The organism is Paenibacillus sp. IITD108, from assembly GCF_036541265.1.
GTDB lineage: Bacteria > Bacillota > Bacilli > Paenibacillales > Paenibacillaceae > Pristimantibacillus.
The window spans coordinates 57,415-77,743 of record NZ_JAZHCT010000024.1; the positions used below are offsets into that span (position 1 = coordinate 57,415).

Sequence of the window (20,329 nt, forward strand, 5' to 3'; positions counted from 1 at the left end):
TCTAAAATATTGCTTTCTCTTCTATAGCAACTTTGACGTGCTTAACGGTTAAATCCTCGGGACCTTTGACAGGCAGTCCGACCTTCAAATGCTCCATTATATATTGAATATGCTGCCTGGCGATGACTTCACCGGGTAACAATATAGGAATGCCTGGCGGATATACATAAATAGATTCAGAAATAATTCTGCCGGCTGACTGCTCGAAAGGAATCAGCTCTGTTTCACAATAGAATGCGTCTCTTGGCGTTAAAGCTAACACTGGAATATCTGGCAGCGCGACATCCACTGGATGAATCTCTGCTTGCTGCTTGCGCTTCTCCGTGGCCAGCTCTTTTAAGGCATTGACTAAACTATCGACTGCTTCAATCGAATCGCCCGGTGTGATTAAACACAATATATTGTACAAATCGCTCAGCTCCACTTCGATATTGCATTGCTCCCGCAGCCAGTTCTCCGCATCATAACCGGTGATGCCAAGCTCGCGAACATGCACGGTAAGCTTTGTCGGGTCAAAGTCAAATGCTGCATCCGTCCATAATATTTCTCTGCCGAAGGAAGCAAGCCCGTCAATTTCATTAATCCGGCCTCTCGCATATTCTGCCAAGCGAATCGTTTTTTCGGACATTTCCCGTCCTTCGATAGCCAGATGCTTACGGGCCGCATCCAGCGATGCCAACAAAATGTAAGAAGTGGAGGTTGTGGTCAGCATGCTGAAAATAGTTTGCACCTTTTGAGGGCGGATAAGCCCTTTTTTTATTTGCAGAAGCGAGCTTTGCGTCAAGGAACCGCCAAGCTTATGCATGCTTGTCGCTGCCATATCGGCCCCGGCCTGCATCGCCGATAATGGAAGCTTATCGTTGAAATGCAGCAAGGCGCCATGCGCTTCATCAACTAAAACAGGGATGTCATAGCTATGAGCTAAATCCACGATGGCCTTCAAATTCGTGCATACGCCAAAATAAGTCGGATTAATAACGAGCACAGCTTTAGCATCCGGATGCCGCTCTAAAGCCTTTCTCACTGAACGTACAGAAATACCATGATCAACGCCCCATTGGGTGTCTCGTTCAGGCGTAATAAATACAGGCTTCGTGCCTGCAAAAATGACCGCAGATAAAATGGATTTATGCAAATTGCGAGGCACGATGATTTTGTCACCTGGTCCGCAAACGGCCATAATCATCGTCATAATCGCGCTGCTTGTACCTTGTACAGAAAACAGCGTATAGTCTGCGCCAAACGCATCTGCAGCAAGGCGCTGCGCCTCATCAATTACACCGGTAGGCTGGTGTAAATCGTCCAGAGGCGCAATATTAATTAAGTCGATGGACAAGGCATTGCCGCCCAGAAACGTTTTAAATCCATTTTCCATTCCTGCCCCTTTTTTGTGGCCGGGTATATGAAATTGAATGGGATCGCGTTTTGCATGCTCCGTTAGAGCCGTAAACAAAGGGGTGCGGTGATGGTCCATTATAGCGGTCAAATCCTTTCAGAATGCGATATCCGTATTTCGATTTAGTATAGAGCGAACAAATTAATTGATCAATTCAATAAATTATATGGTTTTCATAGGAATATCCTATCGATTGGTGCTTCTCCAGTCCCAACCTTACCTTCCGTTACCTCTTTGCTCGCAAATGGTTATTCTGAATGAATCGACATGGTCACACGTTCCGTTATTTGCTTTAAAACCGCCATTTTTTAAATTTGGCGGACACTCATTCCGCTATATGACTTCAAATCTCCCTTTTTCTGTGATTTAATGGCTAATAACGGAACGTCTGTCCTTTTACCTCCTCAAAACTGCGATTTCTATAGTAATAACGGAACGACTGACCAGCTAGGGAAGCAGTAAATTCATTGTGAATAGGGGAACAAAAAAAGGCACCCATCAAGGCGCCTTCTTAGTCTTTATTTACTAACCCTTCTTAACATCATCCAGGCTAGCACCAAAGTTAATATGATACACATTGCCATCGAGCACCAAAGCCGGAACGGAAACTACTCCAGCGCTTTCCGCTTCACCGATACGGCTTCTGTCTGTACCAAAATGTACGACTTCTACACTCACCTTCGACGGATCAAGGTACTGAAGTACCACCTGCTCAGCATCAACACAAACAGGACAACCAGCATGATAAAATACCGCTTTAGACATTACCATCACTCCCTCTAATTTATGTAGCATCGCTACTTATATTGAGTATAGGGGAGGTCATGAGCTATTATCAATTACACATTTCTTCTTATTATCATAGGCAAAAGCAATCGTTATATGGAAACAAAATATACTCTTGCCCCAACATAGAATTGATTAGGCGATATTTGTATCTTTGTACAATATAAACCAGGCTTAAATTAGCTTGATCAGTATAGTAATTAAGTAAGCAGCAGGCAATATTAGCACCTGCGCTAGCAAAGTTCCTAGAAAACGTGAAACCATAAGCAGAGTATATATTTTGCCAAGCTGATCGCGATACGTTACGTTGTTAATCGCTCTATCTGTAATTAATCCAACCTGCGGATCAATAAATATCGTTAATAGAATAGTGGCAATACCGTTGATCAATCCAGACGATTGCGAAGCAGTCATTTGTAATTCTGGAACCAAATAGGCGGCGTACAATGCAGAAAGTACCCCTACTGTATAAATCGCGGTAACGACTATATTTAGAAAAATAAACCGTTTGGATACGCCCAAATATCTATATTGAGCTAAGCGGAAAGAAGGCTTTCGAATATAGTGCCTTGTATTTTTCAACTGTGCAATCGTTACGCTGGAAATCAGCTTTGGCAAGGAACCGGTCAATTCCAGCTTGGATATGACTCTACTCCAAATATTCACAAAGGTCGGGAATAATATAATAGCAATTAATGTTCCTATCGTTGCAGCAAACATTATTATTCTGAGATATTCCAATAAATTGAAATCTGAATCAACCATTGCATAATCTACAAACCTTCCTATTGGTGCCGCTTGAATGAGATTAGCTGTCCTTGATACTAGTACAACAATGCCTGTTAAAGAGAGCGCAACAGCGATTTTATTTATTTTGACCCCGGCGTATCTTAAAGAATAAGAAAGTGTCTCTGCTGTATGTATGATCATAGTTAACACAAATACTAAAATTAAACTATTTAACATTAACATCTAATGCTCCGTCACCGCCTCTATGCCGCTTCTATTAGTATCATACTATATTTTCCAAAATTTTAAAATTGTATCATGTTTACACAATGAGTAATCGTTCAACCAGGAACTCGCTGAGTATCATAAAGGTTCAGTTGTTTTTTTAAAATGGAAAAAGAGCGCCAAGTCATTGGCACTCCCCACTTCCGTCACGTTCACGGCTCTCTGTATTCTCATTCCTGATCGTCAAAATATTGTATCGTTTTATGAAGCGCGAACATAAGCCGATCAATATCTTCTTCTGTATTGTACAAATAAAAACTTGCTCGCGCTGTAGCTGCAGCTTGAAAATGGCGCATAAGCGGCTGGCAGCAATGATGCCCGGCACGAACCGCTACACCGTAATTATCCAGTACGGTGGCAACATCATGCGGATGTACATCATTCAAATTAAAGGTTACCAGCCCCATTCGTCTATCCTCCGGGCCGTAGATGGTTAAACCGTCAACCCGATTCAAACGCTCCACCGCATATGCTGTTAGTTTCCGGTCATGCTCAGCAATATTGTCCATCCCAATTTCTTCAAGAAAATCGATGGCCGCGCCAAGTCCGATTGCACCAGCAATAATAGGCGTTCCACCCTCGAATTTCCACGGCGCCTCCTTCCACGATGAATGATGCAGATCGACATGGTCGATCATTTCTCCGCCGAATTCAGCCGGTTCCATTCGATCAAGCAGCGCCTTCTTGCCATACAAAACACCGATGCCGGTAGGCGCACACATTTTATGCCCCGAAAAGGTGTAAAAGTCACAGTCGAGTTCCTGCACATCAACCTTGATGTGCGGAGCGCTTTGCGCCCCATCAATAAGAATAGCTGCACCATGCTTATGAGCAATGGCAGCCAGTTGCTTGACAGGGTTGGCGACGCCAAGCACATTGGATATATGCGAAGTCGCTACTATTTTGGTACGGCTTGTAATCGTTCTTTCCGCATCCTCAAGTGTAAATGTACCATCCGGCTGCAGTGGAATATATTTCAGTTGGGCGCCGACAGCTTTAGCTGCCTGCTGCCAAGGGAGTAAATTGCTGTGATGCTCCATAGCCGAAATGACGATCTCGTCGCCTTCCTGGCACACTGCCCTGGTGTAGCTGTAAGCAACCAGATTTATAGCAGAGGTTGTACCGCGGGTAAACACGATTTCCCGTTCGGATTTGGCATGAATGAACCGCGCAGCTTTCACCCGCGCACCCTCATAAGCATCGGTTGCACGCGCTCCAAGCGTATGCACGCCGCGATGCACATTTGCATTATCGTTTTCATAATAATGCTTCAGCGCTTCAATAACCTGAACAGGCTTTTGCGCAGATGCAGCGCTGTCCAGGTAAACAAGGGGCTGGCCATGAACCTTTTGCTTTAATATTGGAAATTGAGCGCGAACATCCGAAATGTTCATAACTCCCCCCTCATTTCCTCGCTAATTTTTAGTAAAGCTTTATAGTGGGCATTAATCGCAAGTTCAATATCGTTCTCAGAATGAGCGGCAGATACAAACATTGCTTCATAGGGAGTCGGCGGTGTCAAAATGCCATATTCAAGCATTAAGGCATAGTATTTTTTGAAAATATTCATATTCGATAGTCGTGCCGTATCGTAATCAACGACATTCTGCTCGGTAAAATAAGCACATAGCATCGAACCAACCCGATTTACCTGGAGCGGTATGCCCGTCATTTCGGAGTTTTCAATAAAGCCTTCCGCCAATCTGGCCGATTTTTGTTCCAGTTCATAGTAAATATCCGGCTGGCCCAGAAGCTGCAAGGTCGAATATCCGGCTGCCATCGCAAGCGGATTGCCCGATAAAGTTCCAGCTTGATAAATCGGACCTATCGGGGCGATCTGTTCCATAATAGCCCGCTTGCCGCCATATGCACCTACTGGCAGCCCGCCGCCGATAATTTTACCAAGACACGTCAGATCAGGCATAATTCCGTACAGCCCCTGCGCGCCATGATAATCTACACGATACCCAGTCATGACCTCGTCAAAAATAAGCAAGCTTCCATATTGCTCTGTTATCTTTCTCAGTTCCTGCAGAAATCCCGGCAAAGGCGGCACAACTCCCATATTTCCCGCTACCGGCTCAACGATTACCCCGGCAATCTGCTCGCCAAAATGCTCATAAGCAAGGCGGACGCTGGCTATGCTGTTGTAGGGAACAGTTATCGTATTCGCAGCTGCTTCTTTCGGCACGCCCGGACTATCCGGCAGCCCCAATGTGGCGACACCCGATCCTGACTTAATGAGCAAATCATCAGCATGTCCGTGATAGCCGCCTTGAAACTTCACAATTTTGGACCGCTTCGTATAGCCCCTTGCCAGACGCATTACGCTCATGGCCGCCTCTGTTCCGGAATTAACCATGCGTACCATTTCTATTGATGGAATGGTTTCGCAGATCAATTTGGCCATTTTAGTTTCTATTTCAGTCGGCAAGCCAAAGCTTGTGCCTTGCATTGCTGCATTGCTGATCGCTGCGACGACCTCCGGATGTGCATGCCCCAATATGAGAGGACCCCAGGAACCGATAAAATCAATAAATTGATTGCCGTCGATATCAAATACACGCGAGCCCTGTCCGCCTACAATAAAAACTGGTGTCAAACCGACCGCAGAAAAAGAGCGAACCGGACTGTTCACTCCACCTGGGATGACCCGCTTTGCCTCGACGAATGCCGCTTTGGAAAAAGCATCTTTTCTTAACAGATTCAATGTCATGAACGCCACCCTTCTCCTTCCCTATGCTTGGAATCGTGCGCTTTTCCGTTTAGTATAGTCGGTCATGAATCATTGTTCAATCCAATAAATAATATCATTTCCATAGGATATTCCTATTATTAGATCAATATAAATAGAAGCTTGGAAATAGAGCAATGGCTATTGTTCAATTGCCATTAAAAGGGGTATGCTCGGGGCATTCTTTGAGAGAGGCTTCATGTGAAATATATTTTTGAACGAGCTTGCAATAATGCGGATTATCCGAATCCTCAGCATTAGGCATAAAATGAATACAGCCCAAGCAAGGCTCCGACACGATCAAATGCCCCCGTCCTTGCATCGCTGAAATAATAGCGCCAAGACCAAGCTCGAGATGAGCTAGTGCTTCCTCTGAGATCTGCTGCAGCTCAGTCTCCAGCGATTGTCCCCAATGCTGAAGCTGATACGCCACTTCCTCGCCTTTTGAAGTTAACTCCAGCAGTGTAACGCGACGGTCGTCAGCTTTTTGAACCTTGGCAACAAGCCCCTTGCCCACTAAACCATTCATGATCTTTACTGCCGTAACATGCGAAGCGCCGATTGCTTTCGCAAAATTGCCAACCGTTGCGGCATCATTTCTAGTATGGGAAGCAAACAGCAGCGCTTGAATTTGTGCAGGTGACAATCCAAGCGCGTCGCTTTCCGCCTGTGTCAGTTTTTTTATAGCTTGCGACATGCGGAACAAAGCCATGCTTATGCGCGCCGACCGGCTGTTATCACGATGCTGTGAGTTAAATATCATAACCATCCGTACCTTCCCTTTACATTCTTTCATCCATTTTACATGTAAACAGGAGCAGTTAAAAGCACGAATGAAAAAGAATTAGAACAATATTTGCGTTACATTTTTTCCATCTATTCACTAATTTGTTGATAAATAAACAAAGAATACATGTACATATTAACCGCTTAAAGGTATAGTAATGTATATGAACGTTTAATAAGGGTGATGACACTATGTTAGTTATTGATAAGCAAAGTCCAGAACCACTATATATTCAAGTACAGAATTGGATCAAAGAAAAGATCGAAAGCGGAGAATGGGGCCCTAAATATAAGCTTCTATCCGAAACAGATCTTGCTGCATCGCTTGAAATTAGCAGAGGTACTATTAAACAAGCTATTAAAAACTTAATCGATGAAGATGTCCTTATTCAAATTCATGGAAAGGGCACGTTCGTTGTTGGCAAGCAAATCGAGTCGGCTGCTGCAGAACGGCTTGTATCGATTTCCGAGTCACTCTACGGCGAGAAAATTGATTTCTCAACAAGCCTTTTAGGCATGAATATAATAGTAGCAGCCAAACCGGTCGACAAACACTTAGGTTTATCCAAAGGCGACCCTATTCACTTTCTGCAGCGTGTCCGATCCATAGATAATTGCCCATTTGTCTATCTTGAAAACTATTTGCCAGTCAAACTCTTTCCGAACCTGGACAGTTATGATTTTGAAAAAGAAACGCTCTTCTCGATTATTGAGCAAGATTACGGCTTAGCTATTCATCACGGCAAGCGTTCATTCGTTGCGCGCGGCTCTGACGAACGAATCTCCTCTATATTTGGAATAGATATAGGAACTCCGCTTATCTTCTTGGAGCAGATTACATATGCTGCGGATCATACACCGATCGAGTATTCCGAAGTGTGGCTGCGCAGCGATCTTATGAAATTGACCTCAATTCTTGAGCGCTAATGGTCATCTTTCAAATGCAACACCTCCTCTTGCAGGAGGTGTTTTTTTGTTTCTAGTCAATATTGAAATTAAAAAATCTAAATAAGCCAATTGACAATTTCAAATTAGTTATGGTAATCTTCAACTAGACGTATATAGAGGTATATATACATTATTGTACAACTATTAAAAATCACCTCTTACTTTTAGGCGTCTTTTTCATCCAAAATGTGTGAATAGAGGTGATTGATGAACACTGATGCGAGTCTGCTCTATATAGCATCTTTAACTTGTGGCAACGTTTTAAATGAAGATTGACGCTTAGAAATGTAAGCGCTATATTGAATCGTGTAATTGGACTATTGTCGGATGGGCTGTGCAAAAATAAATGTTTAAAGAGAGATTCATACTGACAATAAATTTTAGGAGGCACTTTCCATGAAACAACATCCAAACATTACGGTAGTAGGCAGCAATATGGTCGATCTTCTATCTTATCTTGAGCGTTTCCCACAGCGCGGTGAAACTGTTTTTGGGCGCGGGTTCGCACAAGGCTTCGGCGGAAAAGGCGCAAACCAAGCGATAATGTCAGCCATACTTGGTGCAAAAGTATCTATGGTAACCTGTGTTGGCGATGATATTTTCGGGCCAAAATGGTTTGAAGAATTCGAGAAGAACAGCGTTAATACCTCGTTTGTAAAAACAATACCAGGCAATTACAGCGGCGTAGCAGCGATTTGGGTGGAACCATCTAGCGACAATCGAATCGTGCTTGGCGCTGGTGCCAATGAAAATGTTTCACCTGAATTAGTTGATGAAGCGTTCGATCAGCTTCCGCGTCCTGATGCAATCATCTCCCAGCTAGAAATACCTCAGCCCACTATTTTGCGCGGCTTCCAGCGAGCCAAGACTGTAGGCGCAACGACCATTTTGAATCCAGGCCCTGCAGCTCCTGTCCTAAAAGAAATTCTGGATCTTACAGACTGGCTTATCCCAAATGAAACAGAGTTTGCCCTTATAGCAAACGAAATGGCCGGCATTGATCCTGCAAACCTGCATCAAGCTGTGCGGCAATTTGGTGATTATACTGGTGTTAATCTGGTTGTTACACTAGGCGAAAACGGCGCTTTACTCTATATGGCTGGCAGCGGACAAGAAGTATTAGCTATGCCGGCGCCTATCGTTAATGCCAAAGACACAACAGGAGCTGGAGATGCCTTCTGCGGCGCTTTCTCCTACGGAATAGCTGCCGGACTTGAGCCGATCAAAGCCATTGAATTAGCTAATCTGCTTGCCTCCGATAGCGTTACACGCTCCGGTACACAAATCTCTTATGCCCGTAATGAACGCTTGAGTGAGCTGCTTGAACAAGTGCTTGAAAAACAGGAGTAATAGGAGGGGAACAGGCATGGAAACCAGTTGGCTGAAAAAATATGCAGGCGAAGCGCTCGGCGCTTTTTTACTTATCCTTTTTGGCTGTTCGGCTGTTGTCATCGCCGTTATTTATGGGCAAGCATCTGATTTGTTCAGTGCAGGGCTGGCATGGGGATTTTCTGTCGGTATTGCGGTCTGGGTTGCCGGATCTGTTTCTGGCGCACATTTTAACCCTGCAGTTACGCTTGGCTTTGCAGTTATTGGGCGTCATCCATGGCGTCAAGTCCTCCCTTATTGGACGGCTCAGGTAACGGGCGCTTTGGCGGGAGCAGCAAGTGTTGTACTCGTATTCGGTGATGCTATCCGCGACTTCGCGGTACGCAACGGGATTGTTATTGGTGCGGCAGGCAGCGAGAAAGTTGCCATGATGCTTGCGCCCTATTCTCCGCATCCTTGGATTGTCGGCATCGATGCGCATGCCTACTCGATTGTGCCTGTGTGGCGTGGATTCACTACCGAATTGCTGGCTACAGCCGTGCTCGTTATCGTCGTACTTGTTTTAACGGAAGCACGTAATGGCCACTCACCGGTCTCATGGGGATTGCCGCTTGGATTAATTGTGCTTATCACTATGCTGACGGTGTTAACAGCGGCTCATACGATGACAACGCTTAACCCGGCCCGCGATCTTGGTCCAAGAATCATGCTCGCCTTCATGGGCTTTGGAACCGCAGCATTCCCTGGGCCGCGAGAAGGGCTCTCCATGCTTATTACGATTGGCGGACCGATAGCTGGAGGCATAATTGGGAGCGTTCTATACCGCTATGTTGTATCCCGTCTATTCTCCCATTCCCAGCCCAGTATTGCGCTGGAGAAAGTAAGGAAAGATGTGATTATCGCTGCCAAATAGGAGCAGAATCATACCGCTTAACAAATATCCACTACTGCTTTTTTTGAAAGTGGTCAGAGAGGTGACGACATGACAGTTACAAATCAATATACAACTTTAACAGGCCTTGGTTTTCAGCGAAGGCTGTCCAAATTGTTTCGCAAAGACGGCAAAGCTATGGTTGTTGGACTGGATCACGGATTATCTGCAGGAGTGAAGCAAGGTCTGCATGACCTTGGAGCGATAAGCAGCACCTGTATCAATGGCGGTGCCGATGCCATTCTGCTGGGACCTAAAGCTAGTCTCTGGGCCGCATCAAGTCTTTGTCAATCGGAGCATTCGGCCTTCTGGCTGCGGCTTGATCGTACAAATGCATTTGACCTGCCAACACCGCAGCACTTAAACATTTCCGCCATAGCTACCGTTCAGGATGCGCTACGTGTCAATGCTGATGCAGCTGTTATTTGGTATATACGATCTAGCGGTGTACCTGAAGATCAAGATGCTGAGCATACCAGGCATGTAGCAACGATCGCAGAGCAATGCCGAGAATCGGGAATGCCGCTGGTAGTCGAGGCTTTTACACTAGGCAGTAATGTTACTGGGGCTGAAGTTGTAAAAACAGTACGGATAGCATACGAGTTAGGGGCCGATATTCTAAAAATCGATTACCCGCAGGATGAGGGAGTTTTGAAGGAAATTTTGGCAAGCGTTAATGCGCCGGTATTTTTGGCGGGAGGACCGCAAACTGACAATTTCAATGCGTTCCTGTCCAAGATGGAGCGAGCGATGCAATTGGGGGTCAAGGGCATCGTCATCGGACGGAACATATGGCAAGCTGCGGATCCCGCACAAGCACTTATGCAATTTAATTCTATCGTGCACGGTACCTCTTTGACAAGAGCGTAACGTTGTTAATAATACGGCAATTTTGTGCGATGGCAATCGGGTTGGGGGACCTGGTTGCCACTTCACATCTCTATTATTGTGTATTTGCACAGAAGGAAGTGTATGTTTATGACCTATAAAGCTGTAGCTTTTGATTTGGACGGAACACTGATTGATACTGAAAAAGCTATTACTCTATCACTTATAGAAACTGTGCGCAATTTCAAAGGAATTGAGATCAGCTATGAACGGATGGCACAAGAATTTGGTACGCCAAGCGCACGAACCTTTGCCAGCTTTGGCATTAGTGAACATGAATTGGAAGCTGCTTTAAACAGCATGTCTATTTATTTCGCGAAACACAATAATTTAATAAGCGTATTTCCAGGAATTGAAGATATTCTTTCAGCTATTGCATTAGTGAATTTTCCTATGGGAATTGTCACGTCAAAGACAAAAAAGCAATTTCAGCATGAGTTTATTCCGCATGCATTGGAGCGTTTTTTTGCGCATGCTGTATGTGCAGACGATACTGAACGCCATAAGCCTCACCCCGAACCGCTTCTGAAATATTTGGAACTGGCGAAGCTGAGTGCCCATGATGTGTTGTATATCGGAGACTCTGTGTACGATATGGAATGCGCCAAGGGTGCAGGTGTTGATTTCGCATTAGCTGCTTGGGGAGCGGTCGATAAAAGCTTGCCGGCTGGGCATGTTTTACTGCGTCCCAGTGATATTTTAAAAGTAATTGGCCAGGCTTGAATTTCAATATGACTTTCATCAAATAGCTTACAAGCAGTAAAGACACTCGACATCCATAAGATGCGAGTGTCTTTCATTAGTGACTTTCGAATATCGGCTCGCCAAGATCGTTAAATCCCGTTATATCTAATCCGGGCATACTCCCATAATATTTATTGCTAATTAAGTACCATACTTTATAGCCATAAGGCGTATCGAACATATATACTTCGCCATCTATTTTCCGATCACCTATATATTTTATTTCTACCTTTGTAATGTTTGGATCATGTACAATTCCCCAAAATAATTGATACCCATCGCCCGCCGCAGGTAAATGATCAATATTAACCCATGTGCCCGTTACGGTTTGATCAGTTGAATAGGGTTGCAATAAGTCGCCAAAGCCTCTGATCCATTTGTTTGACTTTTTTCTAATTAAAGAAGCTCCAACAACTTGATCTTCTTCTTCATAGAACAGAAAAACCCCATCAGCAACTTCAACTTGTTCTAATATCTTTTTTGGCGGAGAGTTTGTATTATTCAGAGCCTTTTCAGGTGAAGAATATCCGCTTGAGGAATAGGACTGTGTGATAAGAAGACTTACAATAATAATAAAAATACAAAATACGAGGTATTTAGATCGCAATGTTTTGCCTCCTCTCGATCATATTAATTTCAAGATTGCTTTGGTTAGCATTTGTTATTGTTATGTCATCAAGAGAAACAAGCTTGCAAATTTTAATACGCATTAATTATATATAATTAACGCGTCCTTTATATTTCTCAAGCCAGTAATCGTTTTTCTCTTCGCCATTTTCAACATTAGCACTAACAAACACAGGAAGCGGCTTTCCACTTGCTGCAAAACGTCTAGCTACCTCTACCATTATCGTTTGAAGAAGCGCCGTACCTACAACTGTTGAAGTTGGTCCTACTTTTAGATCGGAGCCCGGCAGCCCAATTGCAGCATCACCGAACTCTGCATAGTTATCCAGAATAATATCAGCCACCTCGTAAAGTCGAAGCCCGCTATTATGTCGTGATGGCTGCATGGAGGAAAAGGCTACTGAAGTCAAAGCGACTACGGGAATATTTTTTGCTTTTACAAACATTGCAATATCGATAGCTAAAGCATTTCGCCCAGACACAGAATGTACCAACAAAACGTCCTTGGGTTGAAAGTCCACACCTTCCAATACAATTTCCGCATACCCATGAAGACGTTCCAGTGCAGATGTTTTTGTAATTGGTTTCGTATTGAGCATTAGCCCTTCTGCAAATATAGGATTGACTGGAATCCAGCCTCCAGCACGATAAAATAATTCCTCTGTTATAATACCTGCATGACTTGCACCAAATACATGCAGCACTCCGCCATTTGAAAAAGTACGATCAAGTAAAGCTATTACATCCTCAATTACTTGCTGTTGTTCCTTCGCTGCACGAGTTAACATTTCTTTCACTTTTTCCAAGTATTCGTAACAAGCCATTATTTACTCTCCTTAATCACTACTTGCTTTAAATTTGCTAGATACTTCATCAAATACTGACCTTTCGCCTCTAGCTGGAAGCCTGCTGTACAAAGCCCTCCTTAAAATCATCTTTCGGATCCCAAATGGACCATGCCGCTTCCAGTAAATTCCCTTCATTATCTCTAAAATAAAAATACTTCGCTTCCCCGGCGCCAAGGGTGTGCAGCTCGTCAACCTCTGTTCCGCTGCTCTTTAACAATTGATATGTATATTCAATATCCGGGCAATTGATGGCCATGATTGGGAATGGTTTATCGTTTCTTGTAATCTCCAATGGGTTGCTATTCTGAGTCTCTATTAAGAGCAGGGCGATAGAATTTTTATGCGGATGATGCATTACGGCCAATAATGAACCTCGATCCTCAAATTTGTTCATTAATTTAAAACTCAAGTTCTTTTTGTACCACGCAATAGACTCATCGATTTTAGTTGTGGGCACATATACGTATCCAATACGTGAAAATGCAAATGGTTGGCTCATTGGACTGCACCTCTTTGGTTTTTATAATTCGAACTACCGCTTCGCTGAGTGTCTTGTTCAAATAGCTGCTGCAGCACGCCAAGCCGAACTATGCTCGATTGAGCTGTTCTCATTAGGTAGTCAATTTTTTCATCCCAATATAGTTTGTCATTTGTATGCTCCTTCATGCCTATTTCGTTAGCTATTATCTGTTGAGCATGCTCCAGGTCGTTTGTATCTGTTCTATTTAATCGTGTCGTATAAATCGATATGCTCTTCCCCTACATCTTTTTTTCCCCATTCTTCAGCAATTTCCAGATGCCAGGACCTTTGAATTCTTTCAAATCCATTATCTTTAATCCATTTATGAAGAAGCTCATACGTATTCCTAATTTCATGCTTAGTTCCAGTATGAGTAATGACTGCATATTTCTGCTTAGGAACCAATAAAGAAACCATGCCTTTGGGAACATCTCTAACTTCATTTACTTCTACACATACCCAATAACCATCTTCTTCTTCCGTAAAATCACCGGCAATAAACGCTCCAACAGCTCTTGCGGGGCTTACCACATTCCTTATTTCATTCAGTCTTTCTTTAAGCGCGTGGGAAGCCTTTGGAATTTCATACACGTATTGATCACCGGGACACACTACTCTAATTCCAATCAGCTTCATTTCATTAAGCACGACCGTTTTCAATGGCTTCACCCTTTATTCTTTCGTATTTTCCTCACTCAAATCGGCTGGCAATCCTTCCTGGTACATTCTTAAACCATCCGTATAGGCCTCTAATGTTTTACTAATATCCGGGTGGGGCTCATCGAAGTTAGTAGTATAATCTTTTTCACCGTACGCTGCTCTGATTGGAAAAGCGAGCTGCTCTTCATGAATCGAAAACTGAGCATTAACGCCTTCCTTGTTGCCTCTTGCATCTAACCGTATCCATTTATTGTATTCTTTTAGATATACCGTATTTAAAGCATGTATACAATACCCGTCTTCCGGCTTGTCATACAGCGTTAATCGTTGGTAACAAATACCTGAAGGTATACCCATTCCTCTCAATAGCGCTGCCAGCAGATGTGATTTGGCATAGCAAATGCCATGTTTATTTTCTAATACCTCGGAGGCTCTTCTTGTTACTGTATTATTTTTAATATCATAAGAATGGCTTATCTCATCTCGGACATACTCAAAGACAGCTTTTATCTTTTCGATCTCATGTTCCTGTGTAAAAGTAGCTATAAGCTGCTGTATTCGTAAATCAAAATAATCAATATATGCTGATGCATGAAGGTAAGCATCTAAAGGTTTATGTTTCATCGCTCATTCTCCACATTCTACATTTTATTAGCTTTCCATATATATCTGTATTCTTTTATTCCAAGTTTTCCATTAACAACATTCTCACGAATTAACTTGTTCAATTCATCTTTAAGTTCTGGTTTAGTATAGTCGGGATTTCCTGGTATTCCGGAAATAAACTTGGCAAACTCCATTTCATCAGGGAAGTAATACGTGGCATTATTAAATTCTTCAATTTCAATATTAATAAATCCGTTGCCATGTAATCGTTCCTTCACCATTTCTAACGCCCCTGAGTGGATGCCAAATACGGTGCCTCCTGAACGCAGAATTCTACTATGCTTTAATATAGAGGTTGGTCCTCTTCTGTTATAAATCAAGTCAAACTGCCCGTCTGAAAATGGCAAATCTGTTTTGGTAGTAGCATAGACAAAATTTACATTGCTTGCATTGCTTTCCTTAAGGATAGCATTAGCAATCTTAATCATTTCAATGGAGTTATCAAATCCGACAATAGATCGCGAATATTTTGACATCTTGAGCGTAAACTCCCCGTGTCCGCATCCAGCATCTAAAACGGATTGGGATTGGAATAGTTCTTTTCTTAACCGCTCTTCGAAAATTTGTTCAGCAGAGGTTCCTTCGATCGTAAATACAGCCGTATTTTTATAACCGCCGTTCTTCCTAGCGATCATGTCATACCATTCAATTCCCATAAACAGCCTCCCGAAGTTAAAGTCTCTTCTTAGCTACAAAGGTAATGCAGTCTGTCGTTAATTCTACACGCTGCCCGTTTCTATCAATTTCATATTTCAGCTGTTTTACGAATCTATTTTGAATTTCCCATCCAGTATATTGTTGGTCGAGTAATTCCAGCATGGTTTCCGTAGGTAAATTAATTTCAAACATTGGATCTAATTCTAGTCCGCTTTCTAAGCCTACTTCCCGGATATTAGATCCAATTATTATACAATTGGCTCCGCCGTGCTTGGTTCCCAGAACCATTTCATTAAGCTTACTCATTAATGCCTTTTCTGAACTCACATGCTCTAAGGCGGAGACAGCTACAATAATATCGTATTTATCCCGCTCAATTATAAATTGCTCAATATCTGATAATTTTGCCTCAATGAATGGTTCAACCCCATATTGCTTGCTGTATTCATTCAATTTGTTAATGGCGGACTCTAAAATATCCACGCAAACTACTTTGCCATCTCGATTTTTCATAGACTCGGCTATAGGAATACTATTCCGGCCAATCCCAGCCCCTAGATCAAGCACACTAAGGTATTCTTTGTTATTATATTTCTGTAAAAGATCGATAACCGTTTTAACTGGTTTATGCAGCCATGTGCCTGGCTCAAATAAATGATATTGCTCGTAGCAGAGATCATGATATTTCTTCTCTTCTGCCCTAATATTAGCTATTCTGTTCATTGGCGCATCCCCTTCCGCACTATAAAAACCTTACTAGTCCCCTAATATCCATAATCTCTGCAAATGGAAAAACACCCATCCTATTCATTTTCTCAATATCGCCTTGATAGGATATAAAATTAATATTTGCTTCTCTAGAGGCTTTGCCATCTATCCATGAATCTCCAACAGAAATCCATTCTTCTGCCGGAATATGGTCATACTTTCTTAATATATAATGAAACCCGTCAGGAGACGGCTTTAATGAACCCATAAGTCCCCTTCCAACAACACAATCAAAGTAATGCATGATTTTATTATTTGTTAGCGCTGTTTCTGCAGCTTCAATGGCATTATTGGTTACAATAACCATGCAATACTCACTCCTTAGTTGTTCTAAAAGCTCTATAACGCCTGGTTCAAGATCCGCGTCTAACATTCCTTCAGTTTCATACCTAGTTGGAATCTCCCACATTTTTTGAATTAACTGTTCAGTCATCAAGTTAGTATTTATAGCTTTCTCAATGATTGTCGCCGTTGTATGGTTGTTAAGTATTATATTTGGTTGAAGTATCCCGTGGGATACAAGAAACTGAAAGGTATCATTTTTCATCGAGGCAAAGTCAATTCTTGATCGCAGTATCGTGTTATCCATATCAAAAATAATCCCTTTAATCTTGTTCAATTTTTATCCCCTCATCATATATAATAAGACCCAGCCTCTGATAACACTCATCTTAGACTGGGTTTTGTGTACAATACTACTAGTAAGCGGGAAGCCGTCGATTCGTTGTAGAAGTTAAATAACCGAGCAAAAGTCGTAATGCCATCTGTTTAGGATTGTAACGGAACTGAGAGGCTCTATTTAGCAATAAAAAGGTGTTTTAAAACTGTAACGGAACTGTGGAGCGCTATAGGTAATCTTTTCCTCGTTTAGATAGTATTTGGAGTAAATAAGGTTTCTCAGTTCCTTTAGACTTTAGAATAAGCTGATTTCCGTACAATAGCGTGTCTCAGGAGACTGTCGATTAATTGTGGTTAAGGCAACAAGCAATAAGAAGGGGTGCCACTGCGATCAAGATTGGGATTCCGACCGCTGTTGTAGTCCAATTTTTCTTAATAAATAAACCCTGTTGAGGATAAAATTGGCCTACAAAGGCGGACGCTGCCGCTTCTCCATTCCCATTCTTGCTCTCCGTTTCCCCTTTCTATTGCTTTTTAATAGTTGCCCGCAATGAATCGACAGTCTCCTCAGTTCCGTTAGCGTTTTTCAACGGCCTGAGTTTTTTCCCTTAGAACTGCAAATAAATAAAATTTCATAAAACCAACTACTGGAAATACAGTTAGCTCCAAAGGCATATATCCTCTTTATTTTGCGATTATTTTCGAAAAAATCATTAAAAATTTGACTGTGGCCATTCATCCAACGTCATCGTTTTCGTGTATGTAAAACCAAAATATTTATATTTTACTTTTACATCTATAATTGGCTCATTGCTAAACAAGCGTATTCCAAAATGTATAGGATAATCTTTGCTTTCAAGTTTTACAGTTTTTACTTCCGGGGTCAAATCAGGTTTGATTTTATGTTCTGTAATAGGCACAAACTTAATATCCGGATCCTCATCGAGTCCTCCACCTGCTACTGCATGAAAGGAATGACTAACACCTAATTCAACTTTTTGCAGGTCATTATTGTTGTTAACCATAACCTCCACTAACTGTATATCAAAATCCCCCTTATTAATAACCTCTAAAATAATCGCTTTATTTTCTTCATTTTCTCTTGTAATGCCATTTACTTTGAGGGGGCTCTGATTAATTACAAAAATAATAGATACCACTAGCACAGCAGCAAGTACAGCGCCTGATATTAGCCGCCATTTATTTCTGCTCAATGTTCATCCCCCTTTCGAGAAGTGATTGCATTAATATTATCTTTTCTCATATAAATGAGCACTCCAGCCTTCTGAATCCACTCTTCTAACAAACTGATATCCTGCATCTCTGTAATATTGATTTAGCCTATTATTGTCAGCCATGCAATCCAGCCTTATATATTTTTTACCCTTGTCTCTAATTTGCTCTTCAGCAGACCTTAAAAGCTTTGAGCCAATTCCCTTGCCTTTAAATTTTCTATTCACAGCAAATTTATGGATGTAGCCAGCGTCGGAATTATCAAGCTCTTTCCATATGAAAGGGTCTTGCCACGTAATTAAATAAGTTCCCGCAATTTCGTTATCAATTGTTGCAAGATAAACATCTGATCCGTCATTCACAAATTTAAGAACTTGCTCTAAACTGAAAGCCTCTGGGTTCCATTGCTTTATATTATTCGATTGAAGCCACTCAGCAGAACCCTTCCAAAGATTTAATATGATTGGAGCGTCGTCTATCGTTGCATGCCTAATAATTAACTCTTGGTTGTCAAAATCCATAATTCCACCTCGTCTATTCTGTCGCTGCCAGACTACGTAACTATCACTTTTTTCTTCATTTTTATTTAAAATAAACCATCCTGTAAAAATTTATTTTTTCCTATGATCGATTTTATCGTAGCTTTTGTATTGGTTCTTTTAGGAAGGCTGAACAGTCTGTTTAACAATATCCATCGTAGGCAAGCAATTGCTTCGAATACCTCCAATTCTTCCGCACTATAATTGCCAGCTGAAATAAAAGCAGACCGATAAAGGTTACTGTTCCGTTCGCTTACATAAATCCACATCAAAATAATGGACCAAGCAATATCATATCGCGGATCGCCTAATTGAATATTTGTCCAGTCAATTATGGTGAACTTGTTATTGTACTCAACAATATTTCCCAGGTTATAGTCGCCGTGAATAGGAGAGCTATTTTTCATGTTCGACATTTCAACAAGTGGAACCAATACTTCTTTAATGTCCAGATGCTCATCAATTCTCGGATAGAAGTAAGTAATAAAATCACATTTAGGAATTGTGCTAAAATCAGTTTTTTCTAGTTCAAGCTTATGTATGTCCACCAGCATTTTAGCAAAGTTGTTTAGCTTTGAAGAACTAACCTTTCGAATGGGCATACCATCATAACTGGTTAATAATACGCCATTGTTATTTTTATCAATCCCCCAGCCATAAGGTCTAGATACAGCAGCACCAAGATTAAACAAACTATCTAAAAACTTATATTGAATGGAGAGATCCGGTTTCGAGATCCGGTTCCATACTTTTAAAACGTACTGTGCGTCCTTTGTATCAAGCTGGAACACGTCCGCTTCCAGACCAGCAGCTAGTGGGGACATACTCACTTCTGTATTTAAGGAAGCTGGAAAATCATTGCTCTTTTCTTGCCAACTAATAGTTCCAACTAGTTCGCTCATTAGGCACATCCTTTCTAGTAAATATAAAAAATAACCCAGCCTTCAATTATGTTCATTTCTGGCTGGGTCACTAGTTGTAGGAAGTATTTATTTATAGGGAGATTGAAAGCATAATTCCAATAAGCGATGCTTCCTTGTAATCTATTAGCTTCATATCATATGGTTTAAAGCCTTGTTTATAATAAAATAATAAAGCCTTGGTGTTTGTATTATGGCAAATTAAATTCAAAGCATTAGCTTTATATTGTTCAGCAGCCTTTTTCTTCATCACTTCAATCAAGTAGCTGCCGACTCCACCTTTTCTATAATTGGGATTAACGATCACATTGCCCAGCCAGCATTCTTTCCCTTCGTTAACTTCGTAGAAATTACAATAGCCTGCTACTTCGTCCTTATGCAAAATTACGGTTGGTGAAAATCGCACCGATGCAGCCTCCTCAAGCTGTTCAGGAGCTACTGGAAAAGTCGCTTTAGGAAAAAAGTAAAAAGCTTCTTTTTCATTCTGGGCAAACGTGGCAATGATCTTAAAGTCTTCTTGTTGGGCATCTCGAAATTGAAAAATAGAAAGCACCTCTAATCATCGTTATTTTTCTTCACTCCTACCGACCATTCTACCATGATATGCCAATTCCTTAAAGAACAATCGTTCGTACTTTTACGTTGAGAATCCCTTTTTAGAAAATGTAACGAATGTCAGAAGCGCTATCAAGCCAAAAAAGCTTGTTTTAAATTTCT

23 protein-coding genes are annotated in these 20,329 nt (G+C 41.9%); 5 read left to right on the top strand and 18 right to left on the bottom strand.

Translation table 11 applies throughout. From position 1 onward, the window contains the following. Position 1 precedes the first annotated feature (1 nt). The 6 genes from V1L65_RS19750 to V1L65_RS19775 form a co-directional block, all read right to left on the bottom strand. Positions 2–1,474: an aminotransferase class I/II-fold pyridoxal phosphate-dependent enzyme gene (locus tag V1L65_RS19750; RefSeq protein ID WP_331700956.1), complete on the bottom strand. Its 1,473-nt coding sequence runs from the start codon at positions 1,472–1,474 to the stop codon at positions 2–4. A 447-nt stretch (positions 1,475–1,921) separates the two neighbouring features. Further along, the gene (locus tag V1L65_RS19755; RefSeq protein ID WP_331700957.1) at positions 1,922–2,161 is read right to left on the bottom strand and encodes a thioredoxin family protein; all 240 of its coding nucleotides are present in this window, start codon (positions 2,159–2,161) and stop codon (positions 1,922–1,924) included. Positions 2,162–2,356: 195 nt separating this feature from the next. Continuing rightward, positions 2,357–3,148 (bottom strand): lipid II flippase Amj family protein, encoded by a 792-nt coding sequence (locus V1L65_RS19760; RefSeq protein ID WP_331700958.1) that lies wholly within the window; start codon positions 3,146–3,148, stop codon positions 2,357–2,359. A 218-nt stretch (positions 3,149–3,366) separates the two neighbouring features. After that, positions 3,367–4,590, bottom strand: coding sequence for a cysteine desulfurase (locus tag V1L65_RS19765; RefSeq protein ID WP_331700959.1), 1,224 nt, complete (start codon positions 4,588–4,590; stop codon positions 3,367–3,369). Next, entirely contained in the window at positions 4,587–5,912 is a 1,326-nt protein-coding gene (gene hemL / locus V1L65_RS19770) for a glutamate-1-semialdehyde 2,1-aminomutase (RefSeq protein WP_331700960.1), read from the bottom strand. Before hemL ends, V1L65_RS19765 begins: the two co-directional genes overlap by 4 nt. 166 nt (positions 5,913–6,078) lie before the next feature. Beyond that, the gene (locus tag V1L65_RS19775; protein ID WP_331700961.1) at positions 6,079–6,726 is read right to left on the bottom strand and encodes a MarR family winged helix-turn-helix transcriptional regulator; all 648 of its coding nucleotides are present in this window, start codon (positions 6,724–6,726) and stop codon (positions 6,079–6,081) included. Positions 6,727–6,908: 182 nt separating this feature from the next. On the opposite strand from V1L65_RS19775, the gene V1L65_RS19780 reads away from it, so the two are divergent. From V1L65_RS19780 to V1L65_RS19800, 5 genes are all read left to right on the top strand, one after another. Then, positions 6,909–7,643: a GntR family transcriptional regulator gene (locus V1L65_RS19780; protein ID WP_331700962.1), complete on the top strand. Its 735-nt coding sequence runs from the start codon at positions 6,909–6,911 to the stop codon at positions 7,641–7,643. Between the two features lie 417 nt (positions 7,644–8,060). After that, positions 8,061–9,014: a ribokinase gene (locus tag V1L65_RS19785; protein ID WP_331700963.1), complete on the top strand. Its 954-nt coding sequence runs from the start codon at positions 8,061–8,063 to the stop codon at positions 9,012–9,014. Positions 9,015–9,030: 16 nt separating this feature from the next. Continuing rightward, positions 9,031–9,906, top strand: coding sequence for an MIP/aquaporin family protein (locus tag V1L65_RS19790; RefSeq protein WP_331700964.1), 876 nt, complete (start codon positions 9,031–9,033; stop codon positions 9,904–9,906). Positions 9,907–9,975: 69 nt separating this feature from the next. Further along, positions 9,976–10,794: a class I fructose-bisphosphate aldolase gene (locus tag V1L65_RS19795; RefSeq protein ID WP_331700965.1), complete on the top strand. Its 819-nt coding sequence runs from the start codon at positions 9,976–9,978 to the stop codon at positions 10,792–10,794. Positions 10,795–10,902: 108 nt separating this feature from the next. Further along, complete coding sequence (locus V1L65_RS19800; protein ID WP_331700966.1) at positions 10,903–11,535, top strand: HAD family hydrolase; 633 nt, start codon at positions 10,903–10,905, stop codon at positions 11,533–11,535. A 76-nt stretch (positions 11,536–11,611) separates the two neighbouring features. Here the strand turns inward: V1L65_RS19800 and V1L65_RS19805 are convergent, their stop codons facing one another. From V1L65_RS19805 to V1L65_RS19860, 12 genes are all read right to left on the bottom strand, one after another. Then, entirely contained in the window at positions 11,612–12,163 is a 552-nt protein-coding gene (locus tag V1L65_RS19805; protein ID WP_331700967.1) for a hypothetical protein, read from the bottom strand. 106 nt (positions 12,164–12,269) lie between these two features. Next, a complete protein-coding gene (locus V1L65_RS19810) occupies positions 12,270–13,007 on the bottom strand; it encodes an SIS domain-containing protein (protein WP_331700968.1) in 738 nt (245 codons plus the stop codon). Between the two features lie 70 nt (positions 13,008–13,077). Next, positions 13,078–13,530 (bottom strand): VOC family protein, encoded by a 453-nt coding sequence (locus tag V1L65_RS19815; RefSeq protein ID WP_331700969.1) that lies wholly within the window; start codon positions 13,528–13,530, stop codon positions 13,078–13,080. A gap of 222 nt (positions 13,531–13,752) precedes the next feature. Further along, the gene (locus V1L65_RS19820) at positions 13,753–14,220 is read right to left on the bottom strand and encodes a GyrI-like domain-containing protein (RefSeq protein WP_331700970.1); all 468 of its coding nucleotides are present in this window, start codon (positions 14,218–14,220) and stop codon (positions 13,753–13,755) included. 3 nt (positions 14,221–14,223) lie between these two features. Continuing rightward, the gene (locus tag V1L65_RS19825; protein ID WP_331700971.1) at positions 14,224–14,835 is read right to left on the bottom strand and encodes a transglutaminase-like domain-containing protein; all 612 of its coding nucleotides are present in this window, start codon (positions 14,833–14,835) and stop codon (positions 14,224–14,226) included. Positions 14,836–14,852: 17 nt separating this feature from the next. Further along, positions 14,853–15,533, bottom strand: coding sequence for a class I SAM-dependent methyltransferase (locus tag V1L65_RS19830; RefSeq protein WP_331700972.1), 681 nt, complete (start codon positions 15,531–15,533; stop codon positions 14,853–14,855). 16 nt (positions 15,534–15,549) lie between these two features. Next, positions 15,550–16,257 (bottom strand): class I SAM-dependent methyltransferase, encoded by a 708-nt coding sequence (locus V1L65_RS19835; RefSeq protein ID WP_331700973.1) that lies wholly within the window; start codon positions 16,255–16,257, stop codon positions 15,550–15,552. 19 nt (positions 16,258–16,276) lie between these two features. Beyond that, positions 16,277–16,921 (bottom strand): HAD family hydrolase, encoded by a 645-nt coding sequence (locus V1L65_RS19840; RefSeq protein WP_331700974.1) that lies wholly within the window; start codon positions 16,919–16,921, stop codon positions 16,277–16,279. A gap of 712 nt (positions 16,922–17,633) precedes the next feature. Beyond that, positions 17,634–18,134, bottom strand: a complete 501-nt coding sequence (locus V1L65_RS19845; protein WP_331700975.1) for a hypothetical protein — start codon at positions 18,132–18,134, stop codon at positions 17,634–17,636. 36 nt (positions 18,135–18,170) lie between these two features. Continuing rightward, positions 18,171–18,674: a GNAT family N-acetyltransferase gene (locus V1L65_RS19850; protein ID WP_331700976.1), complete on the bottom strand. Its 504-nt coding sequence runs from the start codon at positions 18,672–18,674 to the stop codon at positions 18,171–18,173. 65 nt (positions 18,675–18,739) lie between these two features. Further along, complete coding sequence (locus V1L65_RS19855) at positions 18,740–19,594, bottom strand: aminoglycoside phosphotransferase family protein (RefSeq protein WP_331700977.1); 855 nt, start codon at positions 19,592–19,594, stop codon at positions 18,740–18,742. Between the two features lie 91 nt (positions 19,595–19,685). Further along, on the bottom strand, positions 19,686–20,165 hold the full coding sequence (locus V1L65_RS19860) for a GNAT family N-acetyltransferase (RefSeq protein ID WP_331700978.1): 480 nt from the start codon (positions 20,163–20,165) through the stop codon (positions 19,686–19,688). Between the last annotated feature and the right edge of the window lie 164 nt (positions 20,166–20,329).